This window comes from Methylopila capsulata, assembly GCF_016907975.1.
Lineage (GTDB): Bacteria > Pseudomonadota > Alphaproteobacteria > Rhizobiales > Methylopilaceae > Methylopila > Methylopila capsulata.
Genome location: NZ_JAFBCY010000002.1, coordinates 382,457 through 400,855 on the forward strand (window position 1 = coordinate 382,457; position 18,399 = coordinate 400,855).

Genomic DNA, 18,399 nt, shown 5'->3' on the forward strand with positions numbered 1-18,399 from the left:
CTGATATGTCAAACGCAAGTTCGCGAATGATCGACCCCTATGCGACGATCGGCTTCGCGCTGAAGCAGGCGCAACAGGCGCTTCGCACGCGCATGGACGCGGAACTGCGGGAGATTGGCCTGACCACGCCGCAATACGCAGTCCTTGCGTATCTGAAGGTCGAAGCAGGGGCTTCGAATGCGGCGCTTGCACGCCGCGCGTTTGTCACGCCGCAAACGATGCAGGCCATACTCGTCACGCTTGAGAAAGCAGGCCTTATTACGCGTAGTCCCCACCCCGAATATGGGCGCGTTCAAAAGACCGAACTAACGACTTCAGGCTATCACGCCTTTGAAGCGGCATCTGCAGTCGTGGCCGATGCGGAGACACGTCTTCGCAATGCTGCGGCGCCCGTCGATCATCAGACTGCCACAGCTATGTTGTTGCGACTTGCCGAGGCGCTCAGATAGAGGCGGCATTCGCTGTTTGCTGATCAGAAGCTGCCAGGCAGGAAAGTCCCAGACGTCGACATTCGGCCGAGCGTAACGAGTGAAAGATGAGCGTTGGCTTTCGGGATCCGCCGAAGCCGGCTCCTACGACGTGTTCTGGGCGTCAGCTCCCCTGCGGGGCCATCGTTTCAAATTTCAACTTGGATTGCCTAAGCGGCAATCGGCGGTGACTGGGTAGGCACCGCGCGGAAAATTGCATCATAGCGTGGAGTCGGCGGGACTGGCGGAGGGAGCGTCCGCCGATGCCCTGCATGTCGGAAGTTTTATACTTACAAATCAGATACTTACGAATCAGACGTCGCACTTAATGTATTGCGTTACGTATTGCGAAATTGGGCTGTCGCGCTGGCCTGGCGAGGTCCAAAATCCTATCCTCCATGAATGAAAACGGCCGCCCCGATGACGAGTCGGGACGGCCGCTGATCGTGTCGCCGCGCGGCTACCACCCGCGCGATCAATCCCTCGGGAAGCAGGCCCGAAAGATGTCCCACCACTATACCAATTTCGTTCATTCTTCAACGCTTTTGACCGAAGGGGAGCGCTTCGTTGCATGGCGTTCCGAGGCCCGGGACGACAAGCCCACCAAGGTCCCCTATGATCCGCGCACCGGACGGCGGGCGAAGTCCGATGATCCGGCAACGTGGGGCACGCGCGAGGCCGCGGAGCGCCGAGCAACGATGCTCCTCAATGGCGGCCGCACGGGCGGCATCGGCGTCATGCTGGGCGACGTGGGCGGGGGACTGTACCTCTGCGGCGTCGACCTCGACTCCTGCCTCGACGGCGACACGCTCGCCCCATGGGCCACCGACGTCGTCGAGCGGTTCCGAACGCGAGCGGAGATCAGTCCCAGCGGGCGCGGGCTCAAGCTCTACTTCGTCGTGACGAGCGCTGATCGCGAGGCGTTGGGGCCGCGCCAACGGATCGCCTTCAGCAAACCCGACCACTGCGAAATCGCCCTCGACCTGGGCGGACGATACTACGCCCTGACCGATCACCACTGGGTGGCCGAACTACTCGTTGGAGCGCTAGAGGGCCTGCGCATCGTGCCGTTGGAGGACTTGCGGTGGCTGGTCCACACGGCAGGGCCGGCGTTCATGGGGAAAGCCTCCAGCGCGAAGGACGACACGGACTCCGGCGTCCTCTACCGGCTGGCGCGCCGCTTCAAGCTCAGTGGCCGGACGTTCGACGACTTCCTCGCCGCGATCGAAGACGACGAGCGCGCGGCGGCCCACGTCGCGAAGGAAGGCGAGAGGGCGGCCGAACGGGCTTGGGCGCGCGTGGTCGACCCGCGCGATCCGCTGGACGCCTTCGACGATGACGAGATCGCTGCGGATATAGAGGCGGTGGTCGGCAAGCTCCCGGCCGATCCGATCACCGCTCGGCTTAATGGTCGCTACGCGCTCGTACGCCATGCCGGCCGCACGCTCGTCGCTGAGTTCGGCCGCGACCGTGCGCCAAATCTCGGCACGGTCGACGACCTGCATCGCTGGTCGGCAAACGACCTCGTCCCAACGTCCGACGGCAAGAAGATGGAGCCCGCGTCCCTCCACTGGCTAAGGGATCCGCGCCGCCGGCAGTTCTCAGAGATCGTGTTCGACCCCAGTGGGCGGGCGTCCCCGCGAGCGCTCAACCTCTGGAGCGGCTGGGCCATCGAGCCCGATCCAGCCGCTTCGTGTGACCTGATCGTAAGCCACGTGCGCGAGGTGCTGGCAGGCGGCGACGAAGAGCGCTTCCGTTACATCATTGGGTGGCTTGCGGACATGGTCCAAAACCCAGGCAGCAAGCCCGGCGTCGCTCTGGTTCTCAAGGGGGGCAAGGGCGCGGGCAAAGACACCCTCGCCGTCGTCATGTCGCGGATCGTGGGCCGGCGGCACGTCGCCCACATCGACAACGCGGACCGGCTCACAAGCCGTTTCAACGCCCCGTTCGCATCCGCCCTGCTGGGCCACGTTGAGGAAGCGTTCTGGGCCGGCGATCGAGGAAAAAAGGGCGCGCTGCAAGCCCTGATCACGGCCCCGACAATGACGCTCGAAAAGAAGGGGATCGACTCGGTCGTGGTGGCCAGCTTCGTCCGGTTCGTCATGACGACGAACGAGGATTGGGCCGTCCCCGCGTCGCATGACGAGCGCCGCTATGCTGTTTTCGACGTTTCGGACTGTCGGATCGGAGATCGGACGTACTTCCGCGACCTCTACGCCCAGATCGAAGGCGACGGGGCTGCGGCGTTCCTCGCGCACCTGTTGGCAGTTGACCTGCGAGGCTTCTCGGTTCGCGACGCGCCCCAGACGGAAGCCCTCAGAGACCAGAAGCTCGCCTCGCTCAGCGGCGTCAACCGATGGTGGTTCGAACTGCTGCACGACGGGGCGCTCGCGGGGAGCGAATTCGACGGGCCGTCCTGGGAAGACGCGTCGATTGAGGTCGACCGTTCGGCCCTGCGGGCGTCCTACGAGGACTTCGTGCGTAAGAACCGCTTTCAGGGGGAGGCGATTAACTCGATCCAGTTCGGCCACGCTCTCAGGGCGATGCTTCCTAGTCTAGGGGATAAACGTCCCCGCGTAGAGGGCGGACGACGGCGCTTCTACACCTTGCCTGCGCTCACACAGTGCCGCCGGGAATTTGAAGCGTGGTTTGGCGACGAACCCAGTTGGGGGACGACGTGATGGCCCAGATGGTCCAAATGACCCCGAACAACACACCGTTCATCTGGACCGAAATTCATCAGCAATTGCAGTCGATTACCTCTATCGGTCCAGATGGTCCAGATGGTCCAGATGAAAGAGGACTTCTTATGGAGAGAGGAACTGAGGCCGGAGGGGCAAATGCGATTCCTATAAAGGTTTGCTCGAAATCATCTGGTCCATCGGGACCATCTGGACCGGCCCAAGAGTATCAACGGTTTGCGGGCACGGGTCGTCTGGACCGCCGTCTGGACCATCGGGACCACGCGACCCTGAGACCCCCCAGAGGCGTGGGTCCCTCTGGGGGGCGGCCGTTCGGGGGGACGCGGAGCTCCCGGAATTTCCCCCTGTGGGGGAAAATGCAAATTGGGATCGTAGAATGACCCACGAAGAGGCCTTCGCCGCTCTGGTGGCAGATCCCGCCGATTACCCTCAGCTTTTCCCCCCTGTGGGGGCGACGATCACGACGGATCAACTGGCCGACCTGCTCGACCTCACCCCCACACGCGTCCAGACCCTTGTCCGGCAGGGGATCATCCCCCAGACGAGCCGAGGTCGCTACGACCGTCGCGATGCTGTCCGGGCCTATAGCGCCGACATGCGCAAAAGGGCCGCCGGTCGAGGCTCGGCGAACCCAGAGTGGACCGCTGCAAAGACGCGCGCCGCCGAGGCGCAGGCCGTGAAGCTGGAAACCGCAAACGCGCTCGCACGAGGCGACCTGCTCTCCGCGGCGGACGTGAAGGCGGAGTGGGCCTTGATCCTGACGGACGTTCGCGCCGCAATGCTGGCCGTCCCCAGCCGGCTCCCCGAACTGGACCGCGCCGCCGTCGCGAGAGTCGACGCCGAAATCCGCGCCGCGCTGGAGGGCCTGTCCAATGGCTGAGCTCGCAGCCGTCCGCCGCGACGCTATGGCCGCGCTCCGCCCGCCGCCGCGGCTCGACCTCGCCGACTGGGTCGAGGCCAACGTCTATCTTCCTTCCAGCCTCGCGGCGCATCCGGGCCGCATGCGGCTGTGGCCGCATCAGGTGGAGATGGCGCGCAGCATGGGGGACCCGGCGGTCGAGCGCGTATCGATCCTGAAGAGCGCCCGCGTGGGCTATACACAGCTCGCCGTCGCCATGCTGGGGAACTTCGTGGCGAACGATCCCGGTCCGATCCTCGTGGTGTTGCCGGCAGAGTCCGACTGCCGGGAGATGATCGTTGGCAACGTCGAGCCTGTGTTCGCCGAGAGCCCAGCTCTCCGCGCAGCACTGTCATCGGCGGAGTCCGACCGCGACACGCTGTTTTCGCGCCGCTTCCGAGGCGGGAGCCTCAAACTCGTCTCAGCCCGCGCGCCGCGCAACCTGCGCGGTCATACGGCCCGCGTGCTGCTGCTCGACGAGGTCGACGGCTTCGAGGTGGACGTGCGGGGCGAAGGCGACCCCGTAGCGCTTGCGGAGCGCCGCACGGCGACCTTCGGCAACAGGAAGATCGTGATGGGCTCCACGCCCGTCCACGAGGGCACCAGCCGCATCCTGCGGGCCTATGAGCGATCGGACCGGCGCGTCTACGAGTGCGCCTGCCCGGCCTGCGGCGAGCGCCATGAGCTACGTTGGGCGGACATCCGTTGGCCGGACGATCAGCCCGCGCGCGCCTTCTGGGCCTGCCCCACGTGCGGCGGCGTGGTCGAGGATCGGGACAAGCCCGCTTTCATCCGCTCGGGCCGCTGGCGCGCCACCGCGCCGGAGGTGAAGGACCATCACGGTTATCGCGTGAGCGCTCTCGTCAGTCTCCTGCCGAACGCCGCATGGGGGAGGCTCGCGGCCGAATTTCTGGAGGCGAAGAAGAGCCCCCAGACGCTCCAGTCCTTCGTCAATACGGTGCTCGGGGAGGCGTGGCGCGACGACGGCGAGGCGATCGACGAGGGTGCGCTCGCCAACCGCCGGGAGTCGTTCGGTCTCGACGCCATCCCGCCCGAGGCGCTTGTCGTTACCGCCGGATGCGACGTACAGGACGACCGCGTGGAGATCTCCACGGTGGGCTGGACGAAGGACGGCGCGGCGCTTGTGCTCGCCCACGACGTGGTTTGGGGCTCGCCGCTGCAGTCCGACACCTGGGCGGAGGTCGACGACCTTCTCCGACGCTCGTGGCCGCATCCCAACGGCGGCACGCTGCGGGTAGACGCCGCCGTGGTCGACTCCGGCTCGGGCGGGCACACGGACGCCGTCTATGCGTTCTGCCGGCCCCGCACGGCGCGGCGGGTGTTTGCGGGCAAAGGCGTCGCGGGCTTCGCGCGCCCGATGGCGGAGATGTCCAAGGCGAAGGCGCTGCGGCTGATCCTTGTGGGCGTCGATGCGATCAAGTCGCAGATCATGAACCGCCTTCAGTCCGGCGCGTCGATCCGCTTCGGGGCGTCCCTCAGCCTCACGTGGTTCGAGCAACTGGCCTCGGAACGACGCGTGGTGCGCTACGTCCGAGGCCAGCCTTACAGGGCGTTCGAGCGCATCTCTGGGCGTCGATCGGAGGCGCTGGATTGCCTCGTCTACGCGACCGCAGCGCGGCAGCTGGTTCACGTTTCGCTAGACAGACGGGAGGAGGAGGTTGCGACGGCCGCAGCGCCGCCGAAGCGGCCGAACGTGGTCCGGAGTGCATGGCTGGACAGTTGAGGGCTGGCGGGCTCTTCTAGAGTCCCGTCTAAACAGAACGGGTTAAATTTGATTGGAGAAGCCCAGTGGGCTCAAAACGCGTCAGAAATCTTTCGCACCAAGAAATAATTACCCATATAGATTCGATTGTGAAGAGTTTGAGCCATCTATGTAAGATATACGATGAAGGTCACCCCTATATATCATTTTCTATGGCTACAGAGATTGAGAAAATACTTGTCAGCAATCCAATTGCAGTAAAATATAGATCAAAAAAAGTATTTAAAACTCAAGATACGCCGGGTGATGAGAGAAATTTAATGCCTGAGCACAAACTGATAATGGGGCGGCTCGATTCATCAGTCCCGATTTTTGATTATTTACCGATCTATCAGGGGGATTGGAGGCCTATCGAGGTCGATTTCGTCGATTGGTGGAACCGTGATGTAATTTACCGGGCTAGTGCAGCAAAGGCGGGTGCACCCCCTGGGGCCATACCTCTTGAGCCTGAAGACCAAGTCCCATACAAGCGGCGCCAGAAATTTGTCCGAAGGGATATTGTCTCAATGATGCGCAATAAATTCGGCGCTCACTTGGACGATTCTGTGCCCGAAAATCTAGATGAGCTGCAGAAAACAAGCTCATTCGGCATTAACGTTTCTCAAGTTTTGGACGACGGTACTGAGCTTAATAGTTGGGATGGCAGCTTGAATATCGGCGCTGGTCCGTGCGCTGCAATGATGCGGCAGATCGCGTTTGAGGTTTTGGCCGCTTACAAATAATTAGGCGAAATTATACTTCAGCCGAACCACTTCTTCGACAGCGCGCGCATGTCCGCGATGAACTGCGCGCGCTCGGGCCGGCCAGCCGCCCACGCCGCGGCGCTGGCCTCGTCATAGAACCAAGAATCAACCTTGCCGTACTGGGCTTCGAAGCGTTGCCGTAGCGCTTCGCTCTCTCGGTCGAAGCGGCCCTCCGCAGACGCCCGGTAGGTTTGAGCGGACGCCTTGAACCACGCTCGGCCGATCGTGTCGCCGTACTGCGACCGTCGATCCCGAAAGCGCCGCTCCCAAGCCCTTCGCTGCTGACGGGACAAGCCCTGCGGCGGACTGAGATCCAGTTCTTCGGGCGGCACGATGCGCATCAGGGGCTCCTAAGAAAAAGCCCTCCCGCGCTGGAGACGAGCGCGGGAGGGCCGCCGAGGCCGGCCGAGGAGCAATGGCAAAACCACCCGGCCGACTTGCTATATCCACCCGAGTTCACAGCTCGCGTCAAGCATAAAATCTGCAATCGATTGGCTACGTGGAGTTGCCTATACTACGAGAACTATGACCTTGGCGAATTAAGACTTGCATTCGAGCGGAGGACTCGGTCTATCATCGTCGCGCCCCCTGACGGAGAACGCGACATGCTTCAGAGTGAACCCGCTTGGCCCGCCCGACATGTTCCGGAGACCAAAAGCCGCGAAGGGATGACCTCGATCGAGGTTGCCGAACGTCTTTCCGAGCGCGGAACGCTCGATCGCGACTTCATTCTGGCGCGGTTTCGCGGCTTTGTTCGCAGGAACTACGTCACGCCGGCGGGTCTCTACGTAGGCGACAAGAAAAAGGCGTACCTTTACGGCCTGCCGGAAACGTTCATCGGCGGCGTTCTTTCGCGTCTGTGTGACGCCGGGTTCAACGATAGCGGCGTCATGCTCGCCGCGTCGCATGCCCTCACGAGCTTCGCGGTTGAGGACTTTCCGGACGGTCCCCCTTTTCTCCACGCAAGCCCGACGACCCGGGCGGCGTCCCCGGCCGCCGTCGTTCTCGACGCCTATGCCGTCGGCGCGCGCGGTTGGATGCTCGACGTGGCGTGCTTCCGTCATCCCGACCACCCGAACCCGGTGAGCCGCGCGCGGATCCGAAATCAGATCATCAAAGGGCCGAACGGCGAGCCGACCGGCACCGACTTTCGGCCGAGCGAGGGCTTCGTGCTTCGCTCAACCCACGTTGTCCCGCTCGACGACGTTCTTCGAGCGCTCTTCGACGTAGCCCCTCGGCCCGGCGAAGCCGTCCACTGACATGCTCGCCCGCGCCCGCGCCTTCGTCGCTGAACTGATCCGCCCGGCCGCGTCCGAGCGAACCCGCCGCTTCGACGGCGCGGCGGGCGGCAGGCGCTTGGGTGGCGTCGGCACGATGGGGCCGATCAATCCCGAGGTAGGGGCCGCGGCCCATATGGTCCGTGCTCGGGCGCGATACCTCACGCGCAACAATCAGTGGCTCGCGAACGCCGTCGCGAACTGGACGACCTCGCTGGTCGGCTCCGGCATTCGCCCGACGAGCGCCAGGCCTGAAGCCCTAGCCGCCTTTGACACATGGGCGCTCGACGCCGATGCGGATGGCCGCACAGATTTCTGGGGCCTGCAGTCCGTCATCGCCCGCGCGCTCGTAGAAGACGGAGAGTCCTTCGTCCTGCTCCGCGCCGAAGACGAAGGCTTCCGGGCGCTCGTGATCCCCGCGGAACAGGTGGACGAGTCCGCGACGCGCGACCTCGACGGCGGCGGGTACCTCGTGCAGGGCGTCGAGTTTGACGCATCTGGGGCTCGTGTCGCCTATCACGTGCTCCCGCACCGCCCCACGCAGATGTTCGCCAGCTACGCGCCGCCCGTGCGGATCGACGCGGCCGACGTTCTCCACGTCATGGCCCCGATCGCCCCCGGTCAGGTGCGCGGCGTCTCATGGCTCGCACCGATCATCCTCCCGGCGAACGAACTGGACCAGCTGACGGACGCCTTGCTGGTCTCTACAAAAATCGCCGCGATGCACGCGGGCTTCCTCGTGGATCAGAATGGCGCTGGCGAACCGTTCGACGGGGATCCGAACGACATCAGCCTGGAGCCGGGCGTCGTTCGCCGTCTCCCCGCCGGCTTCGACATCAAGTTCAGTGGCCCCCAGCAGGTGCAGCAGACCGCGGAGTTCGTGAAGCATTCGCTCCGGGGCCTCGCGGCGGGCCTTGGCCTGCCGACGCACATGCTCGACGGGGACCTGAGCGGCGCGAACTATTCGAGCCTTCGGGCCGGCCTGATCCCGTTCCGCGCCCGCGTCGAACAGATCCAATACGGCTGTTTCACGCCCCAGCTTCTCCGCCCCCTCTGGGCTCGCGTCCAGCTCCTTACGGGCGTCCCCGACGCCGTCGCCGAATGGCTCCCCCCGGCATGGGCTCAGGTCGATCCGCAAAAGGCGATCGAGGCGGACGTCGCCGAGATCAACGCAGGCCTCGCGTCGCGCCGCCAGAAGGTCGCTGCGAGAGGGTGGCCCGTCGAAGAGCTTGACGCGGAGATCGCCGCCGACCGGGAGCGGGAAGCCGGTCTCGGGCTGACGTTCGGCTCTGCTGCAGCAGAGCCGAACGAGCCCCAGCCTGAGAAGGAGCCCGAGTGATGGCCGGCCCGAAGAAACGCCCGTCTGCGGAATGGACGCGCCCGCTGCGCGACGAGGTGAGAGTCGAGCGTTCGATCCTTCGCCATGCGCCGGCCGATGCGCTGACCCCGCGCTATCGCCGAGGATCCTTCGGACCGTCGAGCTTCGACGAGGCGGCGATGACCGTCGAGGCGGTCATCTCAACCTATGCGGACGTCCAACGCCGCGACGGTCGGGGGTCGTACGTCGAGCGACTCGATCCGGCCGGCTTGGACACGAGCCGCCTCGTCGGCGCTCCCCTGCTCGACGGCCACCGGCAGGGCGGAAGCCGCGACGTGATCGGCGTCGTGCAGTCCCTCCGGCATGAGCCCGGCCGCCTCGTCGCCGTCCTCCGCCTGTCGACAGCGGACGACGCCGCCCCGGCTGTCACCCGCATCCGCGAGGGCGTCCTTCGCGGCGTCTCCGTGGGGTACCGCGTCGCCTCGTGGCGGGAGTCCGTCGAGAGCGGACAGCGCGTCCGAACGGCCTCGGCCTGGGCCGTCTTCGAGGTCTCCGCCGTCCCGGTCCCCGCCGACCCCAACGCCAACTTCAGGAGTTCCCACGTGGAAGAAGATGACATCCAGACCGTCGAACGGTCTGAGGCTGAGCCGACAGTCACCGAAACCCGCGCCGCAATCCGAGGCATCGGCCGCGCCGCGGGCCTTCCGACCACTTGGGCGGACGAACAGATCGACGCCGAATCAACCGTCGTCGAGGCCCGCGCGGCCGCCTTCGAGGCGATGCAGACGCGTTCGCGCACGACGCCGCGCATTCGCACGGCCGCTCCGGAGGCCGATCCGACCATCCAGCGCCGGGCGATGGCAGACGCCCTCGCGACCCGTAGCGGCGTCCCGCTCGACGACGCCCGCGCGGAGGCGGCGCGGCCGTACCTGGGCCATTCGCTCCGGGACTTCGCCCGCGCCTCGCTTGAGGCGCGCGGCCACTCCACGGCCGGCATGGCCCCCGACGCGCTGTTTCGGGCCGCGCTCCACACCACGTCCGACTTTCCGCAGCTGCTGACCGGCGCGGGCCGTCGCACGCTGCTTGCCAGCTACACGGCCGCCGCCTCGCCGCTCAAGACGCTGGCCCGGCAGGGCTCCCGCGTGGACTTCCGCACGGGCTCGGCGCTTCGCCTCGGTGAGATCGGCGCGCTTCATAAGGTGAGCGAGTCCGGGGAGCTCGGACACGTCACCCGGTCGGAGGCCGTCGAGAGCTACGCGCTCGACACCTACGGCGCGCTGTTCACGATCAGCCGGAAAGCCCTGATCAACGACGACCTTGGCGCGTTCAACGACTGGGCTTCGGCAGCGGGGCAGGCCGCGGCCCAGACCGAGGCCGCGTTGCTGTGGAGCCTCCTCGCTCAATCGGCCGGCGCTGGTCCGCTGATGAGCGACGCCAAGCGGCTGTTTCACGCCGACCACGGCAACCTTCTCACCGGCGCGGCTCTCAGCGTCGAGGCGCTGTCCGCCGCGCGGCTCGCCATGCGGAATCAGACCGGGCTCGACGGCAAGACCCGGATCGCCGTGACGCCGAAGTACCTGGTGGTCGGTCCCGAGCTTGAGACCACGGCTGAAAAAGTGCTGGCGTCGATCTACGCGGCCACTACGGCCGACGTGAATCCGTTCTCACAGAAGCTCACGCTTCTCGTGGAGCCGCGGATCATGGACGACTCGTGGTTCGTCTTCGCCGACCCCGCGACGGCCCCCGTGCTGGAATATTCGTACCTCTCCAGCGCGCCCGGGCCGCAGATGTCCGAGCGCGAGGGCTGGGAGGTCTTGAGCCGTGAGTTCCGGGTCGTGCTGGACTTCGGAGCGGGCGCGCTCGATTGGCGCGGCGTCGTCCGCAACCCCGGCGTCTGATCCATGGCCTCGCTCGCGGACCTCGTGAAATGGCGGGACGCGCTTGTGGAAGCGCGTCTCTCGGGCGTGCGCGAGCTTCAGGACCAGAACGGGGAGTCGGTCCGTTACGGGACCGACTCTGAACTGGCGCGCGCCATAGCCGCCGCCGATCGGGAAATCGCGGCTATGGGCCGCCGGACCTCAAACGCCTTCACCTTCAAAACCTCGAAAGGGCTCGACCATGCGTAACCACGTTCAAAAGGGTGAGAACATCACCATCCCGTCCCCGGCCGTCGTGGCCTCAGGCGACCTCGTGGTCGTCGGCGCGCTTTACGGCGTCGCAGCTGGCGACGCGGCCGTGGGAGCCGACCTCGACCTCGTGACGACTGGCGTCTATACGCTTCCGAAGGTCAGCGCGCTCGCCATCGCCATCGGCGATAAGATCTACTTCGACACCGCGACCAAGCTCATCAATAAGACCGCGAGCGGAAACACGTACATCGGCGTTGCGGTCGCTGCCGCGGCCAATCCATCCGGCACGGTCGCCGTCCGGCTGAATCCGAGCTTCTGACCGTGAGCGCAGACGAGATCGAAGAGCTTCGCGACGTCGTCGCCGAATACACGGCGACTAACCCGCTGCTCGTGCCTGTGTTCGAGGCGTTCGAGCGTGATTTGGCCGAGGCGCGCAGGCGCGAAGCTGCGGTGCGCCAAGCCCGGCGGTTGTCCGCCCCGGCGCTCCTCTAGAGGGCGATCCCCTCTAGCAGCTTGGCGCGGTGCTCCAGCGCCCCGCCTTCGCCGTAGCGTTCCCGGCCGCCGAGGCTGTGGCCCATGAGGTCGCGGCGGATGCGTTCGTCGATCCCGGCCGTGAGCATGCGGTCTTCGAAGCTGTGGCGCAGGGAGTACAGAGAATGGTCGGGCGTCTGCTTCAGCCCGTTAGCGGCCAGGAAGGCGTTGATGGTCGCGCTGATCTTGTCCTTCCCCGCATAGGTCGGGAAGCCCTTTGGGCATGCCCGGAACGCCTCCAGCGACACGCCTGTGAGCGGGATGAGCCGCCGACTGGTCTCGTTCTTCAACTGCCGCCCCACAGGCTCAATCGAGATGTATGGGGTCTTTCCGTCCAGCCGAATGTGCTGGGGCAACAGGCCCGCGCCCTCGCTCGGGCGATAGCCCGTGTTGACCATCCCGAGCACAATGCAGCGAGCTTCCGTGTTGAGGCCGTCGAGCGCGCCGGGCTTCAGCAGTCGAGTCTTAATCCACTCGACGCTGAAGGGCGGGCGGGCGCGCCGCTCGCCTTCCCTGAACGACAGATCGGAGAGCGGCAGGACGAGCCCAAGCCGCTTCATTTTGTTGACCGTGCGCCATACGACCGCGAGATGGGTAAGGTCTTTGTTGGCGCTGTTCGGCGTGAGGTCTTCCGCCTCCAGCCGATCAAGCCACCACTGGCGAAAGTCCAGCATGTCGTCGCCGGTGATGTCGGCGAGCGCCTTATCGCCGACTTGCTCGACGAAGTTCCGGGTCGCCTTCTTCAGCGGGTTTTGCCAGCGCCGAAGCTGGTCCTCACTCTTGCCGAGCGTCTTGTCTTTCGCGAGCGTCCAGTAGAGGTCCAGCGCCTTCGACACCGTAATTTTGGCCTCGGGCGCGCCACCAAGCAGCGCCGCCGCCGCGAGCGGGTCGGGCTTGCCGTTCACGATCGTCGCGCGGACGCGCCGGGCGCGCTCTTCCAGCGGCAGGGCGGCGACGCGTTCCGCAGGCAGGAAGTTGAAGCCGAGATGCGCCGCGAGGTTATGGGCGGCGGCGAACCGCTTCTCAGCGTCCACGTCCTGTCCCGCAAGTCGGGCCTCCCAGCCCTCCACGAGATTCGCCCAAACAGCCGCCGCCTTACGCTCCGCGACGGATCGGGAATCGGTCTTCAGGCTCTTCAGGACGTGCTTGCGGTCTTCGACGGCAGCGAACCGCGTCGGAACGCGTCGGTAGAGCGACCATCCGCCATTGCGGAAGACGATGATGTCCTGAGCCATTGCGTGCCTCGCGTTTTGTACGACGCAATGTATTGCGAAATGAGCCCTACGGCAAACCCCCAGGCGTTCCCGAGAGCTAATTCGCCAACGATGTCAGCGTTTTATGGGGTTGATGACTTAGGAATATATGGCGGAGGGAGCGGGATTCGAACCCGCGATACGGTTTCCCGTATACACACTTTCCAGGCGTGCGCCTTCAACCACTCGGCCACCCCTCCGGAGCAGCGGGGAGTATCAAGCCGCGGGGGCGGTGACAAGCGGGGATGACCGAAACTTCGGCGATTGCCGCAGACGGCGCGCCGACCCATGTTCACACCGCGGCGGCAGAGGCCGCTTCGCACGCTCGATCCGACAGTCAAAAGGCCGCCGACGCCCATGATCCGCTTTCTGATTCGCCTGCTCGGCTTTCTCGTGCTGGCCGCCGGCTTCGTCGCTTTGGTCGTCGACGGCGCGCGTGCGATCGCGTCCGGCGTGGTGACGCTGACGTCGCTGGAGGCAAGCTGGGCGACGCTCGCTCCGGAGAGCCTCGCCGGCGCCAAGGCGGCCGCCGGCGGGAGCGCCGCGGCCTCGATCGCCGAGCCCGTCGTGACCTTCCTGCTCTCCGCGCCGACCTTCGCGGTGCTGGTCGCGCTGGGCGTGGCGCTGATGCTTCTCGGACGGCGGCCCCGCCGTCTGGTGGGTGTCACCCCGTAACGCCGGATCGACGGTCCGAAATGACGAAAGAGTGGAAGGCCCCGCGCTTGCCCGGTCGTGTCGCGTGTGTCATGCGGGCTCTGGGGCTGCGCGCGCGAACAGGAAGAGCCTGGCGCGCCGACGGGGGCTTGTAGGGTCATGATCGCACGCACGCTGGAGCGCGGGCTGTTCGCCAGCCGTTGGCTGATGGCGCCGTTCTACGTCGGCCTCGTCGTCGGCCTGGCGGTGCTGCTGGTGAAGTTCCTACAGGAGCTCGTGCACTTCGCCGAAGGCGTGTTCGTCGCCACCGAAAGCCAGGTGATCCTGGGCGCGCTGTCGCTGATCGACCTGTCGCTCACCGCGAACCTGATCCTGCTGGTGATCTTCTCCGGCTACGAGAACTTCGTCTCGCGGATGGACCTGCACGACCAGAGCGAGCGGCCCGAGTGGATGGGCAAGGTCGATTTCTCCGGCCTGAAGATGAAGCTGATCGCGTCGATCGTCGCGATCTCCGCGATCCAGCTGCTCAAGTCCTTCATGGATCTCGGGGAGACCAGCGACCGCGACATCTACTGGATGACCATCGTCCACGTGGTGTTCGTGCTGTCGGGCGTGTTCCTCGCGCTGTCGGACTGGCTGACCGACGACGCCCACGGCAAGGCGGGCGACAGCCACGCGCCCAACCCCGAGGGCGAAACCGACAACCAGGCGGCGGCCCGGCACGCGCGCGACGGCGCCGGCGGCGTCAAGCACGGCTGATCAGGCCTGCGGGGCCCCAAAGCGCTACGGGATCGTTCAGCCCGGCGCCAGAGCGCGGCGCTCGGGCGACGGCGGACCGAGCCGGAATCGCGGGTCGGCGATCGGCCCCTCCACCCGGACGGGCGCGCGCAGAGGGGCGCCGCCGAGCGGCGCGAGCTGGCCTGCCAGGGCCAGCCGGCGCGTCTTGAGATCCGCCGCGCCGGCGAGGGCGAGCGAGGCGAGCGGCCCGGACAGTTTCAGATCCTCGCTGCGGGCGACGCCGTTCTCGATCATCGCGGTTCCCTCGGCCGAGGTCACATCCAGCCGGCCGGGCAGACCGAACAGCGCCAGCGCCTTGGCGCGGAATCCGCCGATCGCCTTGTCGCTCGCGAGCCGCGCCGAGGCGCGGCCGTCCAGGCTCGCGACGATCTCCGCGATCGAGCCGCCGGCGCCCTCGAGCGCGAGGTCGCCGTCGACCACGCCCGACAGCCGCGTTCCGCTTGTCGCGGCCTCCAGCGCCCGCTCCGAATCGACGCCGCTCAGCGTGAAACCGATCTTCACCGACACCGCTCGGCCGTCCGGCCGGATCGTGGCGCCGCCGCGGACGACGCCGCCGTAGGCCGCAGCCTCGCCGACGCCGACGTCGAGCACGCCGTCGGCCACGCCCACGGTCGCGGCCGTCGCGCCCAGCCGGAAGCCGCCGACGTTCACCGCGCCGGCCGAGAGCCTGAGATCGAGATCGACGGCGCGAAACGGACGGGCGTCGAGCGGCGCGTCGCTCCACGCGTCCGCGGATCCGAACAGCGGCGCGAAGCCGTCGACGTAGTGCGTGACGTCCAGCGCGCCGGCGTCGAGCGTCGCCTCGATCAGAGGACGGCCGTTCCGGGCGCCGAAACGCGCCGCGCCGACCAGCGTGGCGTCGTCCACCACCAGCTCCGCGCCGGTGACCGAGACGCCGTTGCGGTCCACGGTCGCCCGACCGGAGAGGCTGACCTCGGCGAGCGGGGCGGCCAGCGCCGGCGCGGCGGAGCCGACCCAGGTGATCACGTCGCGCAGGGACGCGAGCCGGACGCCGAGCCCGCCTTCGAGGCGCAGGGATGCGCCGCCCGTCGCGGCGCCCTCGAACGCGAGCCGCGCGCCTGATGCGGTGAGCCGCAGTTTGGCGCCCGATCGGCCCTCGGAGAGAAGCGCGAGCGGATCGCCGATCGAGGCGAGAGCCTCGACCCGCCGGCCGCGGAAGACGGCGGCGCCGGTGACCGACAACGGTCGGCCGGCGCGAGGCCAGACGGCGCCGGCGTCGACGTCGTCGAGCCTCCCGCCCGTCCAGGTGACGACCGCGTCCCGGAGCCGGAGCCGCGGCGGATGGGCGCCGCCGGGGGCCCGCGCCTTCAGGAGGGCGGCGGCGCGCTTGAGGTCGATCGCCTCGGCGTCGATCACGGGCGTCTTCAGTTCGAGCTCGTCCAGCTCGATGCGGCCCATGAGCAGGGCGCCGAGCCGCGGGGTGGCGACCACGGCCCGCACGACGGCGATCGGCGTTCCGCGCGCGTCGGAGATCCGCACGTCCTCGAGCCGCAGCCGGGGCTTGGGAAACAGGACGAAGGAGCTCTCGCCGCGCGCCTCGACCACGAGATCGCCGCCCGCCGCGACGCTCGAGCGCAGCGCCGCCTCGATCGCCCCGGGCGGCGTCCGCACGACGGCCGCGCCGAGGCCGGCGCCGAGCGCGAGCCCCACGGCGGCGAGGCCGAGAACGATGCGACGCATCGGAACGGCTCCCATGATGCGGAGGAGGACCGGAAGGCGGGCGCCGCTTATACCGCCGCCGCGCCGAAGGGCCAACTCGGTCGCGCGCCGCCTCCTCTTCCCCGCAGCGCGGCGGAGCGTGTAGCTTTCGCAGCGATCACGCCCGCCTATCGCCCATCCGGGAGCCGCCCGCCCATGACGACCGACGCTTCCGCCCCGCTCTGGGCGCCCGGCATGCCGCGCATGGCCTCCAGCGCCATGGCGAGCTTCGCCGACAGCGCCGCGGGGCGCGCCCGCCGCAGCCTCAAGACCTTCAAGGAGCTGCACGCCTGGTCGATCGAGGACCGCGCCGGCTTCTGGGACCTCGTCTGGGACTTCTGCCATGTCGTCGGCGACAAGGGCGAACGCGTCCTCGAGAACGGCGACGCCATGCCCGGCGCGCAGTTCTTCCCTGACGCGCGGCTGAATTTCGCCGAGAACCTGCTGCGCCGCGACGGTCCCGGCGACGCCATCGTGTTCCAGGCGGAGGACAAGGCGACCGCGCGCCTGTCGTTCGACGAACTGCGCGCGCTGGTCTCCCGCATCCAGCAGGCGCTGGTCGCCGCTGGTGTCGGTCAAGGCGACCGGGTGGCGGCGATGATGCCGAACCGGCCGGAGACCGTCGCTTTCATGCTGGCGACCGCGTCGATCGGCGCGATCTGGTCGTCCTGCTCGCCCGACTTCGGCGAGCGCGGCGTGCTGGACCGCTTCGGCCAGATCGAGCCCAAGGTCTTCGTGACCGTCGACGGCTACTGGTACGCCGGGAAGCGCATCGAGATCGCAGCAAAGCTGAAGCCCATCGTGGACGGCCTCCCGACCGCCGAGCGCACCGTCGTCGTGCCCTATCTCGGCGTCGCCGACGAGGTGGCTTCGACCTTGCGCGACGCGGTCTCGCTTGACGGCTTCCTCGACGGATTCGAGCCCCGCGAGCTCACCTTCCAGCGCCTGCCCTTTGCGCATCCGCTCTACGTGCTGTTCTCCTCCGGCACCACGGGCGTGCCCAAGTGCATCGTGCATTCGGCCGGCGGCGTGCTGCTGCAACTGGTCAAGGAGCACGTGCTGCACGCCGACGTGCGGCCGGGCGACCGGGTGTTCTACTTCACCACCTGCGGCTGGATGATGTGGAACTGGCTCGTCGCCGGCCTTGCGGCCGAGGCGACGCTGCTGCTCTACGACGGCTCGCCGTTCCACCCGAGCCCCGAGGTGCTGTTCGACTTCGCGGACGCGGAGGAGATGACGTTCTTCGGGACGTCGGCGAAGTGGATCGACGGCGTGAAGAAGCAGGGCCTGCGCCCCCGCGACACCCACGACCTCTCCACCGTGCGCACCATCGCCTCCACCGGTTCCCCACTCGCGGACTCCAGTTTCGACTGGGTCTACGAGGCGGTGAAGACCGACGTCCAGCTCGCCTCGATCTCGGGCGGCACTGACATCGTGTCCTGCTTCGTGCTCGGCAATCCGCTCGATCCGGTGTGGCGGGGCGAGATCCAGGGGCCGGGCCTTGGCCTCGCCATGGCGGTGCTCGACGACGACGGCCGCCCGATGGCGTCCGGCAAGGGCGAGCTCGCCTGCATGAAGGCGTTCCCGGCCATGCCGATCGGCTTCTGGAACGACCCCGACGGCGCGAAGTACCGCGCGGCCTACTTCGAGCGCTTCGACAACGTCTGGGTGCACGGCGACTTCGCCGAGTGGACGTCGCACGGCGGCTTGATCATCCACGGCCGCTCGGACGCGACGCTCAACCCCGGCGGCGTCCGCATCGGCACGGCGGAGATCTACGCCCAGGTCGAGAAGATGCCCGAGATCGTCGAGGCGCTCTGCATCGGGCAGGACTTCGACGACGACGTGCGCGTCGTGCTGTTCGTGCGCCTCGCCGAGGGCGCGACGCTGGACGAGGACCTGACCAAGCGGGTCAAGACGCGCATCCGCGAGGGCGCCTCGCCGCGGCACGTGCCGGCGAAGGTGGTCGCCGTCGCCGACATCCCGCGCACCAAGTCGGGCAAGATCGTCGAGCTCGCCGTGCGCGAGGTGGTGCACGGCCGCCCCGTGAAGAACAAGGACGCGCTGGCGAACCCCGAGGCGCTGGACCTCTACGCCGACCTCGAGGCGCTGAAGAGCTGAGGCCCC

At 67.1% G+C, this 18,399-nt stretch carries 17 protein-coding genes and 1 tRNA gene; 14 read left to right on the forward strand and 4 right to left on the reverse strand.

Annotated features, from left to right (window positions below):
- The first annotated feature begins 26 nt into the window (after window positions 1-26).
- The 5 genes from JOD31_RS07500 (at window position 27) to JOD31_RS07520 (ending at window position 6,572) form a co-directional block, all read left to right on the forward strand.
- Window positions 27-449 carry a MarR family winged helix-turn-helix transcriptional regulator gene (locus JOD31_RS07500; protein ID WP_246482387.1) on the forward strand — a complete coding sequence of 141 codons (423 nt, stop codon included), beginning with the start codon at window positions 27-29 and terminating at the stop codon, window positions 447-449.
- A gap of 416 nt (window positions 450-865) precedes the next feature.
- Window positions 866-3,148, forward strand: a complete 2,283-nt coding sequence (locus JOD31_RS07505) for a primase-helicase family protein (RefSeq protein WP_204949677.1) — start codon at window positions 866-868, stop codon at window positions 3,146-3,148.
- Window positions 3,149-3,545: 397 nt separating this feature from the next.
- On the forward strand, window positions 3,546-4,049 hold the full coding sequence (locus tag JOD31_RS07510) for a hypothetical protein (protein ID WP_204949678.1): 504 nt from the start codon (window positions 3,546-3,548) through the stop codon (window positions 4,047-4,049).
- Entirely contained in the window at window positions 4,042-5,811 is a 1,770-nt protein-coding gene (locus JOD31_RS07515) for a phage terminase large subunit family protein (protein WP_204949679.1), read from the forward strand. Before JOD31_RS07510 ends, JOD31_RS07515 begins: the two co-directional genes overlap by 8 nt.
- Window positions 5,812-6,002: 191 nt before the next feature.
- Entirely contained in the window at window positions 6,003-6,572 is a 570-nt protein-coding gene (locus tag JOD31_RS07520; protein WP_204949680.1) for a hypothetical protein, read from the forward strand.
- Between the two features lie 17 nt (window positions 6,573-6,589).
- Here JOD31_RS07520 and JOD31_RS07525 read toward each other — a convergent pair whose 3' ends face one another.
- Window positions 6,590-6,934: a hypothetical protein gene (locus JOD31_RS07525; RefSeq protein ID WP_204949681.1), complete on the reverse strand. Its 345-nt coding sequence runs from the start codon at window positions 6,932-6,934 to the stop codon at window positions 6,590-6,592.
- Window positions 6,935-7,261: 327 nt separating this feature from the next.
- Here JOD31_RS07525 and JOD31_RS07530 point away from each other — a divergent pair, with 327 nt between their 5' ends.
- The 6 genes from JOD31_RS07530 to JOD31_RS07555 are packed head-to-tail and all read left to right on the forward strand — an operon-like array spanning window position 7,262 to window position 11,809.
- Entirely contained in the window at window positions 7,262-7,852 is a 591-nt protein-coding gene (locus JOD31_RS07530) for a hypothetical protein (protein ID WP_204949682.1), read from the forward strand.
- Between the two features lies 1 nt (window position 7,853).
- The gene (locus JOD31_RS07535; protein ID WP_246482388.1) at window positions 7,854-9,209 is read left to right on the forward strand and encodes a phage portal protein; all 1,356 of its coding nucleotides are present in this window, start codon (window positions 7,854-7,856) and stop codon (window positions 9,207-9,209) included.
- On the forward strand, window positions 9,209-11,086 hold the full coding sequence (locus JOD31_RS07540; RefSeq protein WP_246482389.1) for a prohead protease/major capsid protein fusion protein: 1,878 nt from the start codon (window positions 9,209-9,211) through the stop codon (window positions 11,084-11,086). Before JOD31_RS07535 ends, JOD31_RS07540 begins: the two co-directional genes overlap by 1 nt.
- A 3-nt stretch (window positions 11,087-11,089) precedes the next feature.
- A complete protein-coding gene (locus tag JOD31_RS07545) occupies window positions 11,090-11,314 on the forward strand; it encodes a phage head-tail joining protein (protein ID WP_204949683.1) in 225 nt (74 codons plus the stop codon).
- A complete protein-coding gene (locus JOD31_RS07550; RefSeq protein ID WP_204949684.1) occupies window positions 11,307-11,636 on the forward strand; it encodes a DUF2190 family protein in 330 nt (109 codons plus the stop codon). Before JOD31_RS07545 ends, JOD31_RS07550 begins: the two co-directional genes overlap by 8 nt.
- Before the next feature lie 2 nt (window positions 11,637-11,638).
- Complete coding sequence (locus JOD31_RS07555; protein WP_204949685.1) at window positions 11,639-11,809, forward strand: hypothetical protein; 171 nt, start codon at window positions 11,639-11,641, stop codon at window positions 11,807-11,809.
- Here JOD31_RS07555 and JOD31_RS07560 read toward each other — a convergent pair.
- Window positions 11,806-13,083: a tyrosine-type recombinase/integrase gene (locus tag JOD31_RS07560; protein ID WP_204949686.1), complete on the reverse strand. Its 1,278-nt coding sequence runs from the start codon at window positions 13,081-13,083 to the stop codon at window positions 11,806-11,808. The two genes, JOD31_RS07555 and JOD31_RS07560, sit on opposite strands and share 4 nt — an antisense overlap.
- 128 nt (window positions 13,084-13,211) lie before the next feature.
- Window positions 13,212-13,301, reverse strand: a tRNA-Ser gene (locus JOD31_RS07565).
- A gap of 157 nt (window positions 13,302-13,458) precedes the next feature.
- Here JOD31_RS07565 and JOD31_RS07570 point away from each other — a divergent pair.
- Window positions 13,459-13,776: a hypothetical protein gene (locus tag JOD31_RS07570; RefSeq protein WP_204949687.1), complete on the forward strand. Its 318-nt coding sequence runs from the start codon at window positions 13,459-13,461 to the stop codon at window positions 13,774-13,776.
- Window positions 13,777-13,914: 138 nt separating this feature from the next.
- Window positions 13,915-14,514: a TIGR00645 family protein gene (locus JOD31_RS07575; RefSeq protein WP_204949688.1), complete on the forward strand. Its 600-nt coding sequence runs from the start codon at window positions 13,915-13,917 to the stop codon at window positions 14,512-14,514.
- Window positions 14,515-14,550: 36 nt separating this feature from the next.
- Here JOD31_RS07575 and JOD31_RS07580 read toward each other — a convergent pair whose 3' ends face one another.
- Window positions 14,551-16,254, reverse strand: coding sequence for an AsmA family protein (locus tag JOD31_RS07580; protein WP_204949689.1), 1,704 nt, complete (start codon window positions 16,252-16,254; stop codon window positions 14,551-14,553).
- A gap of 174 nt (window positions 16,255-16,428) precedes the next feature.
- Here JOD31_RS07580 and JOD31_RS07585 point away from each other — a divergent pair, with 174 nt between their 5' ends.
- A complete protein-coding gene (locus JOD31_RS07585; RefSeq protein WP_204949690.1) occupies window positions 16,429-18,393 on the forward strand; it encodes an acetoacetate--CoA ligase in 1,965 nt (654 codons plus the stop codon).
- Window positions 18,394-18,399 lie beyond the last annotated feature (6 nt).